Annotated in this window: 10 protein-coding genes and 6 pseudogenes; 12 read left to right on the forward strand and 4 right to left on the reverse strand. The window is 76.9% G+C overall.

Features of this window, described 5'->3' with window-relative positions; genetic code table 11:
- Nucleotides 1-269 precede the first annotated feature (269 nt).
- Nucleotides 270-2,695 (forward strand): annotated as a pseudogene (locus tag L6E17_RS00625) (right-handed parallel beta-helix repeat-containing protein).
- On the opposite strand, the pseudogene L6E17_RS00630 reads toward L6E17_RS00625, so the two are convergent.
- A pseudogene (locus tag L6E17_RS00630) lies at nucleotides 2,665-4,998 on the reverse strand (hypothetical protein). The pseudogenes L6E17_RS00625 and L6E17_RS00630 overlap by 31 nt on opposite strands.
- 452 nt (nucleotides 4,999-5,450) lie before the next feature.
- On the opposite strand from L6E17_RS00630, the gene L6E17_RS00635 reads away from it, so the two are divergent.
- Both L6E17_RS00635 and L6E17_RS00640 read left to right on the forward strand, forming a co-directional pair.
- Entirely contained in the window at nucleotides 5,451-6,272 is an 822-nt protein-coding gene (locus L6E17_RS00635; RefSeq protein WP_236238843.1) for a DeoR/GlpR family DNA-binding transcription regulator, read from the forward strand.
- A 7-nt stretch (nucleotides 6,273-6,279) separates the two neighbouring features.
- A complete protein-coding gene (locus L6E17_RS00640; RefSeq protein ID WP_236238844.1) occupies nucleotides 6,280-6,723 on the forward strand; it encodes an SRPBCC family protein in 444 nt (147 codons plus the stop codon).
- A gap of 286 nt (nucleotides 6,724-7,009) precedes the next feature.
- Here L6E17_RS00640 and L6E17_RS00645 read toward each other — a convergent pair whose 3' ends face one another.
- Entirely contained in the window at nucleotides 7,010-8,191 is a 1,182-nt protein-coding gene (locus L6E17_RS00645) for a PLP-dependent cysteine synthase family protein (protein WP_374108966.1), read from the reverse strand.
- A gap of 247 nt (nucleotides 8,192-8,438) precedes the next feature.
- Between L6E17_RS00645 and L6E17_RS00650 the strand changes: the two genes are divergently transcribed.
- The 4 genes from L6E17_RS00650 to L6E17_RS00665 all read left to right on the forward strand — a co-directional run bounded on the left by L6E17_RS00650 (nucleotide 8,439) and on the right by L6E17_RS00665 (nucleotide 10,781).
- Nucleotides 8,439-8,780, forward strand: coding sequence for a hypothetical protein (locus tag L6E17_RS00650; protein WP_236238845.1), 342 nt, complete (start codon nucleotides 8,439-8,441; stop codon nucleotides 8,778-8,780).
- Nucleotides 8,781-8,954: 174 nt separating this feature from the next.
- Nucleotides 8,955-9,557 carry an ATP-binding protein gene (locus L6E17_RS00655; RefSeq protein ID WP_374108991.1) on the forward strand — a complete coding sequence of 201 codons (603 nt, stop codon included), beginning with the start codon at nucleotides 8,955-8,957 and terminating at the stop codon, nucleotides 9,555-9,557.
- Nucleotides 9,539-10,189, forward strand: coding sequence for a TetR/AcrR family transcriptional regulator (locus tag L6E17_RS00660; RefSeq protein WP_236238847.1), 651 nt, complete (start codon nucleotides 9,539-9,541; stop codon nucleotides 10,187-10,189). Before L6E17_RS00655 ends, L6E17_RS00660 begins: the two co-directional genes overlap by 19 nt.
- A 1-nt stretch (nucleotide 10,190) precedes the next feature.
- Nucleotides 10,191-10,781, forward strand: a complete 591-nt coding sequence (locus tag L6E17_RS00665) for a DUF4865 family protein (protein ID WP_236238848.1) — start codon at nucleotides 10,191-10,193, stop codon at nucleotides 10,779-10,781.
- Nucleotides 10,782-10,912: 131 nt separating this feature from the next.
- On the opposite strand, the pseudogene L6E17_RS00670 reads toward L6E17_RS00665, so the two are convergent.
- Nucleotides 10,913-12,140 (reverse strand): annotated as a pseudogene (locus tag L6E17_RS00670) (ROK family protein).
- A gap of 127 nt (nucleotides 12,141-12,267) precedes the next feature.
- Between L6E17_RS00670 and L6E17_RS00675 the strand changes: the two are divergent.
- The 5 genes and pseudogenes from L6E17_RS00675 to L6E17_RS00695 form a co-directional block, all read left to right on the forward strand.
- Nucleotides 12,268-12,990, forward strand: a complete 723-nt coding sequence (locus L6E17_RS00675) for an endonuclease (RefSeq protein ID WP_236238849.1) — start codon at nucleotides 12,268-12,270, stop codon at nucleotides 12,988-12,990.
- A gap of 183 nt (nucleotides 12,991-13,173) precedes the next feature.
- Nucleotides 13,174-13,545 carry a hypothetical protein gene (locus L6E17_RS00680; RefSeq protein WP_236238850.1) on the forward strand — a complete coding sequence of 124 codons (372 nt, stop codon included), beginning with the start codon at nucleotides 13,174-13,176 and terminating at the stop codon, nucleotides 13,543-13,545.
- A gap of 123 nt (nucleotides 13,546-13,668) precedes the next feature.
- A pseudogene (locus tag L6E17_RS00685) lies at nucleotides 13,669-14,833 on the forward strand (MFS transporter).
- A gap of 29 nt (nucleotides 14,834-14,862) precedes the next feature.
- Nucleotides 14,863-15,615 carry a maleylpyruvate isomerase family mycothiol-dependent enzyme gene (locus tag L6E17_RS00690; protein WP_236238851.1) on the forward strand — a complete coding sequence of 251 codons (753 nt, stop codon included), beginning with the start codon at nucleotides 14,863-14,865 and terminating at the stop codon, nucleotides 15,613-15,615.
- A gap of 234 nt (nucleotides 15,616-15,849) precedes the next feature.
- A pseudogene (locus L6E17_RS00695) lies at nucleotides 15,850-16,050 on the forward strand (DUF6332 family protein); the annotation flags it as partial.
- Nucleotides 16,051-16,424: 374 nt separating this feature from the next.
- On the opposite strand, the pseudogene L6E17_RS00700 reads toward L6E17_RS00695, so the two are convergent.
- Nucleotides 16,425-17,591: pseudogene (locus L6E17_RS00700) on the reverse strand (geranylgeranyl reductase family protein); the annotation flags it as partial.
- Nucleotides 17,592-18,366: the final 775 nt, after the last annotated feature.

Genomic DNA, 18,366 nt, shown 5'->3' on the forward strand with positions numbered 1-18,366 from the left:
CTGGCGGCGTGCGGCGCCCCTTGCCGGCGCGGCCGGCGCTGCGCGCGCGGGTGCGGTCGCGGTACGGGGCCGCGGCACCGATCCTCGCGGTGCGGGGAGCGTTCGGGCGGGCAGGGGCCGCGCGCCGGCACGGGCCCGCGCCGCGGGAAGCGGGCAACCGGGCGCCGTCGTGCGCGCTACGGTGGTGCGACGAGTCGGAGATCGGCGGCGCGCCGGGGTCGCACGCGGGCCGGGCGGGCGAGCGCACGAGGCGGGGGCAGAGCAGCACGATGGCACAGGGCACGGTCCAGGTGACGCACACGGGCACGTCGCGGTGGCGGCGCCGCACGGGCGAGTACCCCTCCCTCACCGCTGCCCTGGAGGCCGCGGGCGACGGGGACGTCCTCACCCTCGCCCCCGGCACCTACCGGGAGAACCTGGTGCTGCAGCGTGCGGTGACGCTGCGCGGCACGGACGGGGCCGTGGGGTCCGTGCGGATCGCGCCGGCGGACGGCGTGCCGCTGACGGTGCGGGCCTCCGCCACCGTGCGGGACCTGCACATCGAGGGCCAGGACGCGGCGGTGCCCGCGCTGCTCGTGGAGGACGGCACGCCGGAGCTGCTCGACCTGCGGATCGTCACGCGGTCCGCTGCGGGCGTGGAGGTGCGGGGCGCGGCCCGGCCGACCGTGCGGCGGGTCACCGTCGACAACCCGGCGGGTGTCGGCATCGCCGTCCTGGGCGGCGCGGGCGGCGTGTTCGAGGAGTGCGAGGTCGTCGCGGCGGGCCAGGAGGGCGTGGCGGTGACGGGCGGGGCCCATCCGCGCCTGGAGCGGTGCCGGGTCCACCACGCGTCCGGGGCGGGCCTGTCCGTCACCGGGGAGCACAGCGCCCTGGAGGGCCTCGGCTGCGAGGTGTACGAGATCCGGGGCAGCGGCGTGCGCGTCGCCGGCCGGGCGAGCGCGCACCTGAGCGACTCGTCGGTGCACCGCACCTCCGCGGACGGGGTCACCCTCGACACGGACGCCGTGCTGACGTTGTCGGACTGCGACATCCACGACGTGCCGGAGAACGCCGTCGACCTGCGGTCGCGGGCGGTGCTCACGCTGACCCGGTCCACGGTCCGCCGGTTCGGGCGCAACGGCCTGTCCGTATGGGACCCGGGGACGCGGGTGGACGCGAACGGGTGCGAGATCCACGACAGCACGGGCGACTACCCGGCGGTGTGGGTGAGCGACGGGGCGACGGCCGTGCTGGACTCCTGCCGGGTGCGGGAGGTGCCGGACGCGCTGTTCGTGCTGGACCGCGGTTCGCGCGTGGACGTGGTGGACAGCGACCTGTCGCAGGTGCGCAACACGGCCGTGTCGGTGAGCGACGGGGCGACCGCGCAGCTCGACGACTGCCGGGTGCGGGAGGCGTCGACCGGCGCCTGGTTCCGGGACCACGGCAGCGGCGGCACCCTCGCGTCCTGCGTCTTCGAGAACGTGCAGACGGGCGTCATCGTCAGCAAGGGCGCGGACCCGGTGGTCGAGCGCTGCACGGTCGCGTCCCCGGGCGAGGCCGGCTTCTACGTGTCCGCGGAGGGGCGCGGCACCTTCGACGGCTGCCGGGTCGCGGACAGCGGCGGGTACGGCTTCCACGTGCGGGACGGCTGCCGCACGACGCTGCGGCGGTGCCGCACGGAGCGCTGCGCCCGCGGCGGCTACGAGGTGGCGGGCGACGGCCCGGTCGTGGAGGACTGCACGGGCGACGAGAGTGCGACCGTGCCGGCCGCGGCCGCGCGGGTGGCGGTCGCGCCCCGGCCGGGTGCCACCGCCCCGCAGCCGGGCGCGGCGGTGGCGGTCGCGCCGCCCGCGCCGGCGGGGTGCCCGCGCAGCCGTCCGCGCCGGAGCGGGAGGCGGCAGCGGCACGGGACTCGCAGGACGTGCTCGCGGAACTCGACGCGCTGGTGGGCCTGGAGAGCGTCAAGCGGGAGGTGCGCACCCTCATCAACATGATCGAGGTGGGGCGCAGGCGGCAGGAGGCCGGGCTGAAGGCCGCGTCGGTCCGCCGCCACCTGGCCTTCACCGGCAACCCGGGCACCGGCAAGACGACGGTGGCGCGGCTGTACGGGGAGATCCTGGCGTCGCTGGGGGTGCTGGAGCGCGGGCACCTGGTGGAGGTGTCCCGGGTCGACCTGGTCGGCGAGCACATCGGGTCGACGGCGATCCGCACCCAGGAGGCGTTCGACCGGGCGCGCGGCGGGGTGCTGTTCATCGACGAGGCGTACGCCCTGTCGCCGGAGGACTCGGGGCGGGACTTCGGGCGCGAGGCGATCGACACCCTGGTCAAGCTGATGGAGGACCACCGGGACGCTGTGGTGGTCATCGTCGCCGGGTACACGGCCGAGATGGAGCGGTTCCTGACGGTGAACCCCGGGGTGGCGTCCCGCTTCTCACGGACCATCAGCTTTCCCGACTACGTGCCCGAGGAGCTGCTGCGGATCGTGCGGCAGCAGGCGGAGGATCACGAGTACCGGCTGGCCGAGGGCACGGCTGAGGCGCTGCTCACGTACTTCGAGGCGGTGCCGAAGGGCCCGGCGTTCGGCAACGGCCGTACCGCGCGGCAGACGTTCGAGTCGATGGTGGAGCGGCACGCGGGCCGGGTCGCCGTGCTCGCGAGCGCGAGCACGGACGACCTGAGCCTGCTCTATCCCGAGGACCTGCCGGAGGCGCCCTGACCGTCCCCGTCGTCCGGCCCGCCGCCGCGCTGGGTCGGCACCGCGGACAGGGCGTCGGCGGGCAGCGCGTCCGGCAGCGCGTCCGCGGGCAGCGGCAGCCGGTCGAGGAGGGCGGTGCGCTCCCGGGCGAACGCCGGGTCCGCCTGGTAGTCGGAGTGCCCGAGGATCGGTTCGGGCAGCGGGTGGTCGCCGGTGCGGCCGTACACGACGGGGTCGCGCAGGGCGGGGTGGTCGACCTCGCGCCTGGCGCCGTCGGCGGGCAGGCCGACGGGGCCCCCTATGGGGTCGGTGTGCCGCCACAGGTTGCGCCAGCAGTGCACCTCGCGGTGCAGGCCGGTGAGCGGCCCGCGGCCGAAGTAGGCGGGGAACCAGCGGCCGTACAGCCGCTCCAGCGGTGAGCCGTACGTGAGGAGGGCGACGCGCCGGCGGGTGGCGGCGGGCAGCTGCCACACGGCGGCGGCGGCCAGCACGCTGCCCTGCGAGTGGCCGGAGATGACGAGGCGCCCGCCGGTGCGGCCGGTCCAGGAGGCCATCCGCCAGGTGAGGTCGGGCACGGCCCGCTCGGCGTAGCAGGGCGGCGCGAACGGGTGGGCGGCGCGGGGCCAGAAGGTGCCGACGTCCCAGAGGATGCCGATGGTGCGGCGGGCGGACGCGTCGCGGTAGGCGCGGCGGCCCCAGGTGACGAACAGCAGGAAGCCGAGGCCGACGAGCCACGAGCCGAGGGACTGGGCGGCTTCGGCGGCGCCGTCGAGGACGGCGGGAGCCCCGTCGAAGGCGGTGCCCGGCACTTCGCCGGTCAGCCACGCGCCGGCCACGCCGACCGCGCCGAGGGTGAGCGTGGCCCCGGCCAGCAGCCCGGCGAGACCGGGGCGGCGTCGGTGAGCCGGGCGGCGGCCCGGACCCGGGCGATGGTCCGGGTGCGGACCGGGTCGGGGCGCTCGCCGGCGTACTCGGCCTCGACGACCGGCGCGAGCCGCAGGGCGGCGAGGGCGGTGCGGGCCGCCAGGTAGGCGACGGGCACGAGGAGGGTGAGCAGCACGGCCGGTATGGCGGCGGCCTGCCAGCTCAGCATGACGGGCGGCCCGGCCAGGGCTCCCCGCCGGGGCCCGGGTCGGCGGGCGCGGCGAGCCAGTCGGCGACGCGCTGGGCGACGCCGCCGGCCATGAGCCCGCCGAGGGCGCAGGCCAGCATCGCGACGGCCGGGCCCGCGAGGCCGTGGAGGGCGGTGCGGGGCGCGGGGGCGCGGCGGTACAGGCGCACGGCGACGGCCGCGAGGGCCAGCACCAGGCAGCCCTGGGCGAGGGCGACGACACCGAACGTGGCGTCCCCGGCAGGGAGCCCGCTGACGCCCAGTCGGGCCGCGACCAGGAGGCGTACCCGGCGGCGAGGACGAGCAGCACGGCGGCGGAGCCGGGCAGCCAGGTGATGAGGGTGCCGTCGAGGCGCTGGTCGAGGCGGCGTTCGCTGCGGCCGCGGCGGCACACCACGGCGGCGGCGGTGCACCCGCCGACGAGCAGGGCGCCCTCGACGCACCAGCCGAGGACGGCGAGCGGGGTGCTGTCGCCGCCGCGGTCGTGGCGGGCGGCGGCCCCGGCGACGGCCGCGGCGACGGTCAGCAGACCGGCGGCGGTGTGGGCGGCGCGCAGCCTCGCGACGAGGCGGCGGCCGTACCAGAAACCGGGGCGGCCCAGGGCGGGCCGGTCCGCGTGCGGCAGGAGGCCGCCGCCCGCCTCCTCGGCGTCGGGCCCGGCGTCGCCGCGGGGCGGGCGCTGGGACTCGTACGCGCTCCAGGTGCGGTGGGAGAGGTACCAGAGGAGGGCGACGAGCGCGGTCGGGACGACGGCGGCGGCGGTGAGGCGGCGGCCGGGCTGGGACCACCAGCCGCCCTCCGCGGCGGCGAGGAAGGACAGCCAGCCGCGGCCGTCGGTGCAGGCGGCGGTGCCCGCGCACTGCCACGCCACCAGGTCGAGGGCGACCTCGCAGGCGGCGGCGGTGAGGAGCACGGTGAGGGAGAGGGCGACGAGCCGGACGAGGACGCCGTAGAGCCGCACGGAGCCGCCGCGGCCGCCCGGGGCGGCGGGGCGCATCCAGTGGGCGAGGTTGACGACCATGAACGGCAGGAGCAGCAGCCACAGGGCGCGGGAGCCGTTGCCGGAGGTGAGGTTGGACCAGACGTACGCCTCGGGGACGGGGCCGTCGCGGAAGCGGTCGGGCCGGGTCTCGGCGTCCGCGTCGTCGGCGCGGCGGTACATGGCGGCGGTGGCGTCCCCGGTGACGCGGACGGTGCGGGGGTCGTCGAGCATGCCCTGCGGTGTGGCTCCGCCGACGCCGTGCACGAGGAGTTCGAGCGCGGCGGCGGGGCTCCTCGCCTCCGGTCCTGCGCCGGGTGCGGCTTCCGGTGCGGCTGGCGACACGGGCTTCCTTCCTGCGGAGTTGGCGAAAACGGTCACGGGGGGCGGCGGTTGCGGAACGGGGGTGCGCGGGCGACAGCGGGGTGGGTCTGTACGGGGGCGGTGCGACACGGCGAGTACAGCCGGTGCGGGACGGCGGTGCGGCAGGTGCGGCGGGTGCAGGGGTGTGCTGCGGGGCGTGCGGGCGGGGAGCGCGCGACGTGCCGTGGCCGGCGGCGCCGGGGCGGGCCGCCGCACGGCCCTCCCGTAGTCTCCCCGTCACCCCGCGAAGTGAAGCGCGTGGCAGGATGAGCAGGCTTGGCCAGCGGTGTTGCTGAAACGATCACGGAAGGAACGGCCCTGGGGTGAGCGACAACCAGAACCTCCTCGCGGAGCAGCGGCGCGCCCTGATCCTGGACGAGGTGCGGCGGCGCGGCGGCGCGCGGGTCAACGAGCTCACCCGCAGGCTGAACGTGTCCGACATGACGGTGCGTCGGGACCTGGACGCGCTGGCGCGCCAGGGCGTGATCGAGAAGGTGCACGGCGGTGCCGTGCCGGTCGCGGAGGCCGAGGCGCGGACGCACGAGCCGGGTTTCGAGGCGAAGTCGGCACTGGCGCCCGGAGCGAAGGAGGACATCGCGCGGGTCGCGGCGGCGATGGCGGCGCCGGGCAGCGCGGTGGCGCTGTCGGGCGGTACGACGACGTACGCGGTGGCGCGGCACCTGCTGGACGTGCCGGACCTGACGGTGGTGACGAACTCCGTGCGGGTGGCGGACGTGTTCCACGCCGCGAAGGGCGGTACGGCGACGGTGGTGCTGACGGGCGGGGTGCGGACGCCGTCGGACGCGCTGGTCGGGCCGGTCGCGGACCAGACGATCGCGACGCTCCACTTCGACCTGCTGTTCCTGGGGGTGCACGGGGTGTCGGTGGAGGCGGGTCTGTCGACGCCGAACCTGGCGGAGGCGGAGACGAACCGGCGGCTGATCCGGTCGGCGCGCCGGGTCGTCGTGGTCGCCGACCACACCAAGTGGGGCACGGTGGCGCTGGGTTCCTTCGCCCGGCTCGACGAGGTCGACACGCTGGTGACGGACGGGGGCGCGCCGGACGCGGTGCGCGCGGAGATGGCCGAGCACCTGCCCGGACTGGTGGTGGCGGGCGGCCGCGACCACGACGGCGACCGGGGGTGAGGCGGGGATGGGTGTCTTCCGTGTGGAGCGGGTGACCGCGCTGCCGCCGGAGGAGGCGTGGCGGCGGATCACCGACTGGCGGGCGCAGGCGGCCCAGGTGCCGCTGACCCGGCTGGCGTCGGTGAGTCCGGGGCCGGCCCGCGCGGGCACCCGCTTCACGATGCGGACGGGCGTGGGGCCCGTGGCGTTCGACGACCCGATGGCCGTGGTGCGCTGGGAGCCGCCGGCGGAGGGCGGCGGCACGCGGGGCGTGTGCCGGGTGGAGAAGTACGGCCGCGTGGTGGGCGGCTGGGCGGAGCTCACCGTGCGGGCCGAGGGGACCGGCTCCAGGGTGACGTGGGTGGAGGAGCTCCGGCCCCGGGGCGTTCCGCGGTGGTGCGACCCGCTGCTGGACGCGGGCGCCCGGCGGGTGTTCGCCCGCGCGCTGCGGCGGGTGCTCGGCGGACGGTGAGGCACGCCTCGGGAGGCGAGCGGGGCGGCGGGCACGCCCCGGGAGGCGAGCGGGGCGGCGGGCACGCCCCGGGAGGCGAGCGGCACGGCGGGCACGCCCCGGGAGGCGAGCGGCACGGCGGGCACGCCCCGGGAGGCGAGCGGCACGGCGGGCACGCCCCGGGCGCCTGGCGGGGCTCAGGTACTCCTCGGGAGGCGGGCGAGGGCGAGGCGCACCTCAGCGGCCGAGCAGGGCCGCGGCACGCCACCGGGCGCCGACCGCGCCGCCGGCGCCCGGTGGCGGCGCGTCACTCGGGCCAGGCGCCGGTGGCGAGGAACTCGTCGAGCGTGGCGCTGTACGGCTCGATGTCCAGGCCCTGTTCGGCCAGCCAGTCGTCCGAGTAGTACTTGTCCAGATAGCGCTCGCCCGGGTCGCAGATGAGGGTGACGACGCTGCCGGTCCGCCCCTGGGCCACCATCTCCGCCACGATCTTCAGGGCGCTCCACAGGCCGGTCCCGGTGGAGCCGCCCGCCTTGCGGCCGATGGCGTTCTCCAGGGCCCGCACGGCGGCGATGCTGGCCGCGTCGGGGACCTTCATCATCCGGTCGATGGCGCCGGGGACGAAGCTGGGCTCCATGCGGGGGCGGCCGATGCCCTCGATGCGGGAGCCGCAGTCGCTCGCCGCGTCCGGGTCGTGCCTGGTCCAGCCGTCGAAGAAGCAGGAGTTCTCCGGGTCGGGCACGCAGACCCGGGTGTCGTACTGCATGTAGTGCACGTAGCGGGCGATGGTGGCGGAGGTGCCGCCGGTGCCGGCCGTGGCGACGATCCAGGCGGGTTCCGGGTACCGCTCCAGGCGCAGCTGCTGGTAGACGGATTCGGCGATGTTGTTGTTGCCGCGCCAGTCGGTGGCCCGCTCCGCGTAGGTGAACTGGTCCATGTAGTGGCCGCCGGTCTCGGCGGCGAGGGCGGCGGCCTCCTCGTACATCTTGCGGGAGTCGTCGACGAAGTGGCACTGGCCGCCGTGGAATTCGATGAGGCGGATCTTCTCCGGGCTGGTGGTGCGCGGCATCACGGCGATGAACGGGACGCCGACGAGCTTGGCGAAGTACGCCTCGGAGACGGCGGTCGAGCCGCTCGACGCCTCGATGACGGGCTTTCCGGGGCGGATCCATCCGTTGCACAGGCCGTACAGGAAGAGCGAGCGGGCCAGCCGGTGCTTGAGGCTGCCGGTGGGGTGCGTGGACTCGTCCTTGAGGTACAGGTCGATGCCCCACGCCTCGGGCAGCGGGAAGCGCAGGAGGTGGGTGTCGGCCGACCTGTTCGCGTCGGCCTGCACCTTCCGTACGGCTTCTTTCAGCCAGGTGCGGTAGGCGGTGTCCGTGCGGTCCACGTCGATCGTCGCGACCGGGCCCGCGGGCCGCGCCGCGGATGCCGCTCCGGCCGCGGCGGTTCGGGGGGCCGGCTCGTGCCGGTGGTGGGTGGTGTTCACGCCCGGCGCTCCTCGCTTCTGGTCGTCCTCACGGTCCCCGTGCTCCTCATCCCGCTCTCCTGCCGCTCAGGGCCCTTGCTGCCGCAGGGGGCCTCGTCCCTGAACATACCTCCCCCACCTGGGCAAACAATGACTTTGATGACGCATAGGCTCTGCTTGCAGGGAGGGGCTGCCGGTGCTCTGGTGCGAACGCGGCGCGTTGTGCAGACTGGCCGCGGACAACCGGTGCGAAGGGGGCGGCGGACGTATGGCGGAACCCGACTTCAGTGCCACGGGCGTACGGATCGAACGCTGGCCGCGCTCCCTCACCAGGGCCGGCGAGGTCCGGATCGAGGACGGCCGGCTGGCTCTGCTGACCAGCTACGGCCGCGAGATCGACAGCGCTCCCGTGGGCACGGTCAGGGCGGGCCGCCCCTGGTTCGCGGCGCCCGGTTCCGCCGTCGCGACGCTGAACGGCACCCGGTACCGGCTGACACTGAACGGCCGCGACCGGGACCGCGCCGAGGACCGCTCCCGGGACGCCTTCCGGGAGGGGCTCTGCCGCCGCTTCCTGGAGGCCCTGCGCAGGGCGCGGGGCAACCGCGTCTGACGAGACGTCGGTTGCCGCGAGTTGCGGAGCGGTCACGTCTGGTCCACGCTGGATTGACATCACTCAGGGTGCATGGGCGGTAACGCTGTGATCCAGCCGCCGTACCGCGAGCCAGCCCACCACTGGATCCGATTCCGTCTTCTTCCGGACCTACTTCGGGGAGTCGCAGCCGTGATCAGCCAGGCAAGCAGCAGGCAGTGCACGGTAGAGCTCCAGGCCCTGCCGTGGCGGATCCGCCAGGTCCGCAGGATCGTGTCAGCGCACCTGCGCTACTGGAACCTGGACTGCCTGATCGACCGAGCAGCACTCGGCGTCACCGAGCTGCTGACCAACGTCCACCAGCACGCCCGACCGGACAAGGCGTGCACGGTCGAGATCTCCTTCTCGCTCGACCGCCTGACCGTCTCCGTCCACGACCACGATCCGCGTCTGCCCGTCCTCGACCGCTCTCCCGAGGCGCGGGACCCCCTCGCCACGTCGGGGCGCGGCCTCGCGCTGATCGAGGCGGTCAGCGAGAGCTGGGGGGCGCGACCGCAGGGGGACTCCGGGAAGGTCGTGTGGTTCACCCTCCCGGCGCCCTCGGGCGCCCCGGTGGACCTGCCACCGGTGTCCGGGCGCGCGGCGCCCGCGTCCTCCGCACGGCCGCGAGACCCGCGGCGCCGGCGCCCGAGTACGTGGCGGCGGCCCCCGCCCCGGTGCCGGTCCCCGGCTGATCCGCGGCCGCTCGGGCCCTCGGGCGCCAGACTGTACCTACTGGTATGTACAGTGGCGGCATGAGCGCATCGGAGCGGCTGGTCGAGGCCGCGCAGGACCTGCTGTGGGAGCGGGGGTACGTCGGGACGAGCCCGCGCGCCATCCAGCAGCGGGCCGGCGCGGGCCAGGGCAGCATGTACCACCACTTCGCGGGGAAGCCCGCCCTCGCCCAGGCCGCCATCCGGCGTTCCGCGCAGGAGCTCCGGGCGGCGGTCGAGGCGGTGCTGGGCGGCGGCGGCACGGCGTACGGGCGCATCGAGGCGTACCTGCTGCGGGAGCGCGACGTGCTGCGCGGCTGCCCGCTGGGCCGGTTGGCGATGGACCCGGACGTGGTCGCCGACGCCGCGCTGCGGGCACCGGTCGACGAGACGCTGGACTGGCTGCGGGACCGGCTCGCCGGCGTCGTCCAGGAGGGCGTCGACCGCGGCGAGTTCGCCCCGGGGCTCGACGCGCGGCACACCGCGGCGGCCGTCGCGGCGGTGGTGCAGGGCGGTTACGTGCTGGCCCGCGCGTCCGGCTCGGCGGCGGCGTTCGACACGGCGGTGCGCGGGCTGCTCGACCTGCTCGCCCCGGGGCGCGGCGCGGCGGCGGGCAGCCGGGGGGAGTACGCGCGGACGGGAGCCGCGGACGCGGCGGGCGACGAGGGGGACGCCTGACATGCAGGCGATGCAGTACGAGATCACTTTGCCGGCCGGCTACGACATGGGGATCATCCGTCACCGTGTGGCGACGCGCGGCCGCCTGCTGGACGACTTCCCGGGGCTCGGGCTGAAGGCGTACCTGATGCGGGAGCGCGGCCTGGCCGGCTCACCCGTGAACCAGTACGCGCCGTTCTACCTGTGGGCCTCGCCCGAGGGCATGAACGCGTTCCTGTGGGGCCCCGGCTTCCAGGGCATCGTGGACGACTTCGGGCGGCCCCGGGTGCTGCACTGGGCGGGCGCCGCGTACGGGGAGGGCCCGGCGGCCGGGTCGGTCCCCCGTACGGCGGTGCGGCGCCGGGAGCCGGTGCCCGCGGGGGTGCGGCCTGCCGAGGCGGTCGAGCGGGCGGCCGCCGCGCACGAGCGGCTCGCACGGGAGGACGGCGTGGTGGCGGCCGCGGTCGCCGTGGACCCGCATGCCTGGGAGCTGCTGACGTTCACCCTGCTGGCCGCCGGTTCGGCGCCGAAGGACGCGGCGGGCGACGTGTTCCAGGTGCTGCACCTGTCGCAGCCGGAGCGCTCCCGGCTGCGCCGGGGCCGCCACTGGTGACGGCGCGGTCCGGCCCGCCGGCGCACCGGACCGTGCGGCGCGCGGCCGCCTGTCGGCGCGGGCGCGCAAGCCCGTCGGTTCCCCAGCCTGCCGGCCCCGCAGCCGGGCCGGCTCGCCCGGCCTTCGCGCGGCTACACCCGCGACGCCGTGGCCAGGGCGCCGAGCGGGTCGTCCAGGACGGGCTGCCAGGCCAGTTCGGCCGCGCCCGCCAGGCTGTTGTGGGGCAGGGTGCAGCCGAGGATCGGCACGCCGCCGCTGCGGCCCCACAGGCTGCGGTCGGCGACCACGGCCCGCAGGCGCTCCGGGTCGGCGGCGAGGAGTTCGCGGTGCAGGCCGCCGAGGATGATGCGGTCCGGGTTCAGGATGTTGACCAGCCCCGCCAGTCCGAGGCCGAGCCGGTCGACGAGCTCTTCGACGGCGGCCCGGACCGACGGGTCGCGCGGCTCGTCGCGCAGCAGGTCGCGGGCCTGCTGGAGCAGCGACACCTCCGGGCCCGGGGTGCGGCCCGCCGCCGTGAGGAAGGCCAGGGGGTCCGTCTCGACGTCCAGGCAGCCGCGGCTGCCGCAGTGGCACGGCCGGCCCTCGGGGTGGACCGTGAGGTGGCCCACCTCCAGGGCGAGCCCGGAGCTGCCGGTGTGGAGCCGGCCGTCCAGGACGAGCGCTCCGCCGACGCCGCGGTGACCGGTGGCGACGCACAGCAGGTGCTGGGCGCCGCGCCCGGCACCGTGCCGGTGCTCGGCGAGGGCGGCGAGGTTCACGTCGTTGCCCGCGAAGGCGGGCCCTCGATGCCCGCGGCGCGTACGAGGTCCGCGAAGACCTGCCGGACGGGCGCCCCGGCGGCCAGGCGAGGTGCAGCGGGTTGAGGGCGGTGCCCTCGGGCTCGGCGACCGCGGACGGCACGGCCAGGCCCGCGCCGACGCAGCGGCGGCCGCTGTCGTGCAGCAGCCGCGCACCGGCGGCGACGACGGCCTCAAGCACCTGGGCCGGGTCGGCGGTGACCTCCACGCAGCCGGGCGCGGTCGCCACGATGCGTCCGCCGAGACCGACCAGCGCGGCGCGGAAGCCGTCGGCGTGGATCTGGGCGGCGAGGGCGACGGGGCCGTGCTCGTCCACGGTGAGCCGGTGGGAGGGGCGGCCCTGGGCTCCGGCCCCCGCACCGGGGCGGGCGTCGACGCGGATGAGGCCGAGGGCCTCCAGCTCGGCGGCGACGGCGCCGGCGGTGGCGCGGGTGACACCGAGCTCGGCGGTGAGCACGGCCCGCGTGGGCGCGCGGCCCGTGTGCACCAGTTCCAGGGCGGGGCCGAGGGCGCTGCGGCCCCTGTCCAGCCGTGTCCGGGTCGTCGTCGCCTTGCCGTTCATGCCGGTGAGTCTCCCATGATCCGGCGGGCCGGCCGCCCCGCTGCGCTGTTTCGCCGGTGCCTGGACGGGTACTGCGGGCAGCGGTGGCGGGGGACCGGACCGACGACGGCGGGGTGAGGGAGGCGCCATGTCACCCTCGGGCGGCGAAGAGCGGCGCGAGACCGTGCGGGAGCTGCTGGGCGCGCACGGCGAGACGTACGCCCGGCAGGCCGGGATCCGGCTGAGGGACACCCCGCAGCCGCTGTACCAGCTGCTGGTCCTGGCGCATCTGCTGTCCGCCCGGATCCGGGCGGACGTCGCTGTGGCGGCGGCGCGGGCGCTGTTCGACGCCGGTTTGAAGGACCCCCGGCGCATGCGGGACGCGAGCTGGCAGGAGCGGGTGGACGCGCTCGGCGCGGGCGGGTACCGGCGCTACGACGAGCGGACCTCCACGCAGTTGGGGCGGGCGGCGCAGCTCGTGCTGGACGCGTACGGGGGCGACCTGCGGCGGATGCACCGGGAGGCCGGCGACGATCCGGAGCGGCTGCGCGGGCTGCTCCGGGAGGTGCCCGGCATCGGCCCCGCCGGAGCGGACATCTTCCTGCGGGAGGCGCAGGGGGTGTGGCCGGAGCTGGCGCCCTACCTGGACGACCGGACGCTCGACGGGGCCCGGCGGCTGGGGCTGCCCGCGGACCGCGGCGAGCTGTCCGGTCTCGTGGACCGGGACGAGCTGCCCTCCCTGGCCGCCGCGCTGGTGCGCGCCGCGCTCGACCGGCACGTGGTGGAGGACGTGCGCGGAGGTCGGGAGGACGGCGGCGGGCAGCGGAGCAGGGGCGCGAGGAAGGCACGCACGGCCGGGCGGCCGGCGTGAAGGAGCCGGCGGCGGCGCCCGGCGATCGGGCGCCCGGACGACGAGCAGCCCGAGCGGAAGGAGGCGGCGACACGGCGAGGAGACCGGGAGACCAGAGCGTCGAGAGCCGAGGAGAGGCAGAAAGGGACAGCGCCGCACGGGCGCCCCGCCCGGCGGCACGCACGACACCCAGGGAGGATCCGGATGAGCACCCCCGACCGCGGCGACCTGCCGCTGCCCGACTACGACCATCTGCCCGCGGGCGCCCTTGAGCACCGCATCCGCTCCCTGCGCTCCGAGGAGGTCGCGCGGCTCCTGAAGTACGAGCACGAGCACGCCGACCGGCCGCCGGTCGTGCAGTTGCTCGCGGCGCGCAAGCGGCAGTTGGAGGAGGGCGCGCAGCCGTCCGGCGGCGATCCCGGGGCCTACCGGCCGGAGCAATCCCAGCGGGGCCGGGGCGGTTCGCCGGTGTCGCCGGCGACGTCGCCGCAGCCGTCGAGCCCGCCGCCGCACGGCACGCCCGACCAGCGGGGAAGCCGAAGGGCGACCGCACGGTCTGAGGCGTCCGCTCGCTGATTTGGAGCGGGGCGCGGGGATCCCTATCCTGAGTTTGTGCCGCTACTAAACAAACTCGGTTCCCCGCGCCCCGCCGCCGCGCCCCGCCAGGCCGCCCCCGACGCCGACCGGGGCCCCCGCGACCTGCGCGGGCTGCGCACCGCCCTGACCCTCTTCTTCGCCCTGGACGGCTTCCTCTTCGCCGGCTGGGTCGTCCGCATCCCCGCGATCAAGCAGCAGACCGGCGCGAGCGAGAGCGGCCTCGGTCTCGCCCTGCTCGGCGTGTCCGCGGGCGCGGTGGTCACCATGACGCTCACCGGCCGGCTCTGCCGGCGCTTCGGCAGCCACCCGGTGACGGTGGCCGCCGCGGTGCTGCTGTGCCTCGGCATCGCCCTGCCGCCGCTGACCCACTCGGTGGCGGCGCTCGGGCTGGTCCTCCTCGTCTTCGGGACGGCGTACGGAGCGGTCAACGTCGCCATGAACAGCGCCGCCGTCGACCTGGTGGCGGCCCTGCGCCGACCGGTGATGCCCGCCTTCCACGCCGCGTTCAGCCTGGGCGGCATGCTCGGCGCGGGCATCGGCGGGCTGGTCGCCGGCCACCTGTCCCCGGCCGCGCACCTCCTCGGCCTCACGGTCGCCGGCCTGCTGCTGACCGCCGTGGCCGGCCCGGCCCTGCTGCGGCACCCTCCCCGCCCGCCCGGAGGCCCCGGCGGGACCCGGGCGCGCCGGACGCGCACCCCTCGACCGCCGTTCGCGGCGGCTGGTCACCGTCTTCGGCGTGATCGCCCTGTGCACCGCGTACGGCGAGGGCGCGCTCGCCGACTGGGGCGCCCTGCACCTGACGCAGGAGCTGGGCGCCCACCCGGGCCTCGCGGCAGCCGGGTACTCCCTCTTCGCCCTCGCGATGACGGTCGGCCGGCTGTCCGGCACGGTGATGCTGGAGCGGCTCGGCCAGACCCGCACCCTCGTGGCGGGCGGCTCCGCGGCGGCCGCCGGCATGCTGCTGGGCACCCTGGCGCCGACGGTGTGGTCGGCGCTGCTGGGCTTCACGATCACGGGACTCGGCCTGGCCAACATCTTCCCGGTGGCCGTGGACCGCGCCGGCGCGCTCGCCGGTCCCACCGGCGTGGCGGCCGCCTCCACGCTGGGCTACGGCGGCATGCTGCTGGGCCCGCCGGTGATCGGCTTCCTCGCCGACTGGTACTCCCTTCCGGTGGCGCTGACGAGCGTGGCGGTGCTCGCGGCGGGCGCGGCCGCCATCGGCTACGCCACGCGGGGCGCGTCGGACGGCCGGCCGCAGCGCGGTTGAGAGCGGGGGCCCACTGGCAGAATTCCGGCATGGACACTGCCGAGCACATCAAGTACCTCACGCATGAGGGCCAGTTGCTGGCCGACGCCGCCGAACAGGCCGGGCCGGACGCCGAAGTCCCCACCTGCCCGGGCTGGCACGTGCGGGACCTGCTCCGGCACACCGGCATGGTGCACCGCTGGGCCACCGCCTTCGTCACCGAGGGGGACACCGCCTACCGGGCGGGTGCCGGGGAGCCCGACTTGGACGGCGACCCGCTGCTGGCGTGGTTCCGCGAGGGCCACGGTGCGCTGGTCGCGGCGCTGGCGCAGGCGCCGGAAGCCCTGGAGTGCTGGACGTTCCTGCCCGCGCCGTCGCCGCTGGCGTTCTGGGCCCGCCGCCAGGCGCACGAGACGACCGTGCACCGCGTCGACGCGGAGTCCGCGCTGGGGCTCGTGGCGGGCCGCTCCCCGGTGGACGCCCGGCTGGCCGCCGACGGAGTGGACGAGCTGCTGTGCGGCTTCCACGGCAGGGAGAAGAGCCGCGTCCGCACGGACCGTCCCGGTACCCTGCGGATCCGCGCGACGGACACGGGGGACGTCTGGACCGTACTCCTGTCGGCGCAGGCGCCGCGTACCGCCCGGGACGCCGAGGGCCCGGCGGACTGCGAGCTCAGCGGCCCCGCGGAGGCCCTGCACCTGACGTTGTGGAACCGCATCAGGCCGGGCTCCCCCGCCGTGACGCTCACCGGTGACGAGCGCCTGGCGCGGCTGTGGCGCGAGACGTCAGCGGTCACCTGGTGACGGCGGCCGGCGCTTCGGCGGCACGCGGCGGTACGGTCTCGGCGGACGCGGCGGCGGCACGCGGCCGCACGGCGGCAGCGCACGGGGACGGCAGGGGGACGGCACGGGGACGGCAGGGGGACGGCACGGGGACGGCAGGGGGACGGCACGGGGACGGCAGGGGGACGGCACGGGGCGGCAGGGGGACGGCACGGGGACGGCAGGGGGACGGCACGGGGCGGCAGGGGGTCAGGCATGAGGGACGGCGATGCACGGCAGGCCCGGCGGGACGCCGTCACCGTGGAGATCGGTTTCGCGGTGGTGACCGGGGCGCTGCTCGGCGGCGTGCTGTTCTGCCTCGTCGGCGCCCCGGTGCTGCTCTTCGACCTGGACGGCGGCACGGAGCGCACCCTCGTGGCGGGGGCGTGGGCCGCGGCCGCGGCGGGCTTCGCGGCCCGGGTGGCACGGGTCCTGTGGAGGTTCACCCAGGCGACCGCCGGTCCGCCCGCGGGGAGCCCGTCCGGGCCCCCGCCCCCGCGTCCGCTGGGCACGACCCGGGCGGAGCGGCCGGCACGCCGCAGGCCCCTCCTCCCGGAGGCCGCCGCCCCGCATCCGACGGGTGAGGCAGCGCGGGCCGGTCGGCGCCGCGTGCGGCCCGGCGCGGAGCGGAGCGGCCCGGTGGGGTGGCCCGGTGGGGTGGCCCGGTGCAGCGGCATGCAGCGCGCCGCGGTCGGGCTACTCCCCTGCCGCGCCCCCTCGGCCGCGGAGCGTCCCTCAGCGGGGTCCTGGACCGGGTGCTCCTCGTCCGGTACGGGCCGCTCCGCGGCCTGGCGGCGGTCCAGCGCGTCGACGGCGCGGCGGGCCAGAGCGCTGTCGCGCACCATCCCGCCCAGCGTCGAGGTGCCCCGCGTCACGTCGGTGAACGCCCGCCAGGCGGGCCGCCAGCCGGTGATGACGGCGTGCAGCAGTCCGGGGCGCCGTGCGAAGAAGCCGAGCATGCGCCGCCCCACGGCCATCTCGACGCCCAGCCCCGCCTTGATCGCGAACGCGTAGTTCAGGGCCTGCCTGCGCGCGTCCACCGCGTCGTGCGCCTCCGCGATCCGCACCGCCCACTCCCCCGCGAGGCGGCCGGAGCGCAGCGCGAAGGAGATGCCCTCACGCGTCCACGGTTCCAGGAGTCCCGCAGCGTCGCCGCAGACGACGACCCGGCCGCGGGAGAGCGGCGAGTCGTCGGTCCGGCAGCGCGTCAGGTGCCCGGACGACAGGGACGGTTCGAATCCGGCCAGACCGAGCCGGGCCACGAAGTCGTCCATGTACCGCTTGGTGGCGGCGCCTTCACCGCGGTGCGCGATCACGCCGACGGTGAGGGTGTCGCCCTTCGGGAACACCCAGCCGTAACTGCCGGGCAAGGGGCCCCAGTCGATGAGGATCCGGCCCGCCCAGTCCTCCGCCACGGGCGGCGGCACCGGGATCTCCGCCTCCAGTCCGAGGTCCACCTGGTCCAGCTTGACCCCGACGTGTGCTCCTATGCGGCTGGCGCTGCCGTCGGCGCCGACCACGGCCCGTGCCAGGACCGTCTCGCCGTCGGCGAGGACGACGGCGACCGTGCGCCGGTCGGGCACGGCGGCGCCGTGCTGCTCCACCCGGGCCACGGTGGCGCCGGTGCGCAGCTCGGCGCCGGCCTTCTGGGCGTGCTCCACCAGCCGGGCGTCGAAGTCCGGCCGGTTGACGAGGCCGAACAGCATGCGCTTGGCGCGGCGGGTGCGGGCGAACCGGCCGTTCAGGGAGAACGTCACCGCGTGCACCCGGTCCCGCAGCGGCAGTTCGAAGCCGGGCGGGAGCGCGTCGCGGGAGGGGCCGATGATGCCGCCGCCGCAGGTCTTGTAGCGGGGCAGCTCCGCCTTCTCCAGGAGCAGCACCCGGCGCCCGGTGACGGCCGCGGCGTAGGCCGCCGACGCGCCGGCGGGACCGGCGCCGACCACGACGACGTCCCACACCTCGGCGGGGCCGGGCGGCTCCTGCGCGGCCCCGACCGGATCGGCCGCGGGCGCCTCGGCGGGGCCGCCGCCGGGCAGCCCGCGCGGCTCCCCTGCGTCCGGTTCCCCGCCGTCCCGGTCCTCCGGGTGCGGCCGGCCGGAGTCGGGCGCGTCCCCGTCGCGGCCCTCCGGGTGGGGTTTCGCGGCGTGCGGCCGCTGCGGGGCGGATGCCACGGCCTCCGACGGCCCGGCGCCCGGCTCCGTCTCGTACGCCTCTTCCCCGGCCGCCTCGACGGCGCCCGGCTCACCGGGGACCGGCAGGACGGCGCCCCGGTCCTCGGCGCCTCCCCGGCCGGCGCCCCGCCCGTCGGCACCCTGCTCGTGGGCACCCTGCTCGTGGGCACCCGGCCGGCCGGCGTCCGCGTCCGGGGCGGTCCTCCGGTCACGCACGGTCGGCGCGGAGCCGTGGGCCGCGGAGCCGGGCGCCGGGTCGCCGGAGCGGGCGGAGCCCGGCCGCGCGGCGGCGCCGTCCACCGCGCCGTCCATCGCGCCGTCCACCGCGCCGTCCACCGCGCCGTCCACCGCGCCGTCCACCGCGCCGGCGGCCGGGGAAGGGGCTCCGGTGCCGGGGCCTCGGGCCCGGCCCCCGGCGGCCGCGCGGCCGCGCCCCGGGCGGTCGCGTTCTCGTCGTCTGTGCTCTCAGCCGCTGCGTTCTCGCTGCTCACGATGTGCTGCTGCTCCTGATCCCGATGATCCAGACCGTGTCCCAAGCTCTCGATCGCATCCTACGGCGCCG

It is taken from the genome of Streptomyces sp. CC228A, from assembly GCF_021390935.1.
Classification (GTDB): Bacteria; Actinomycetota; Actinomycetes; order Streptomycetales; family Streptomycetaceae; genus Streptomyces.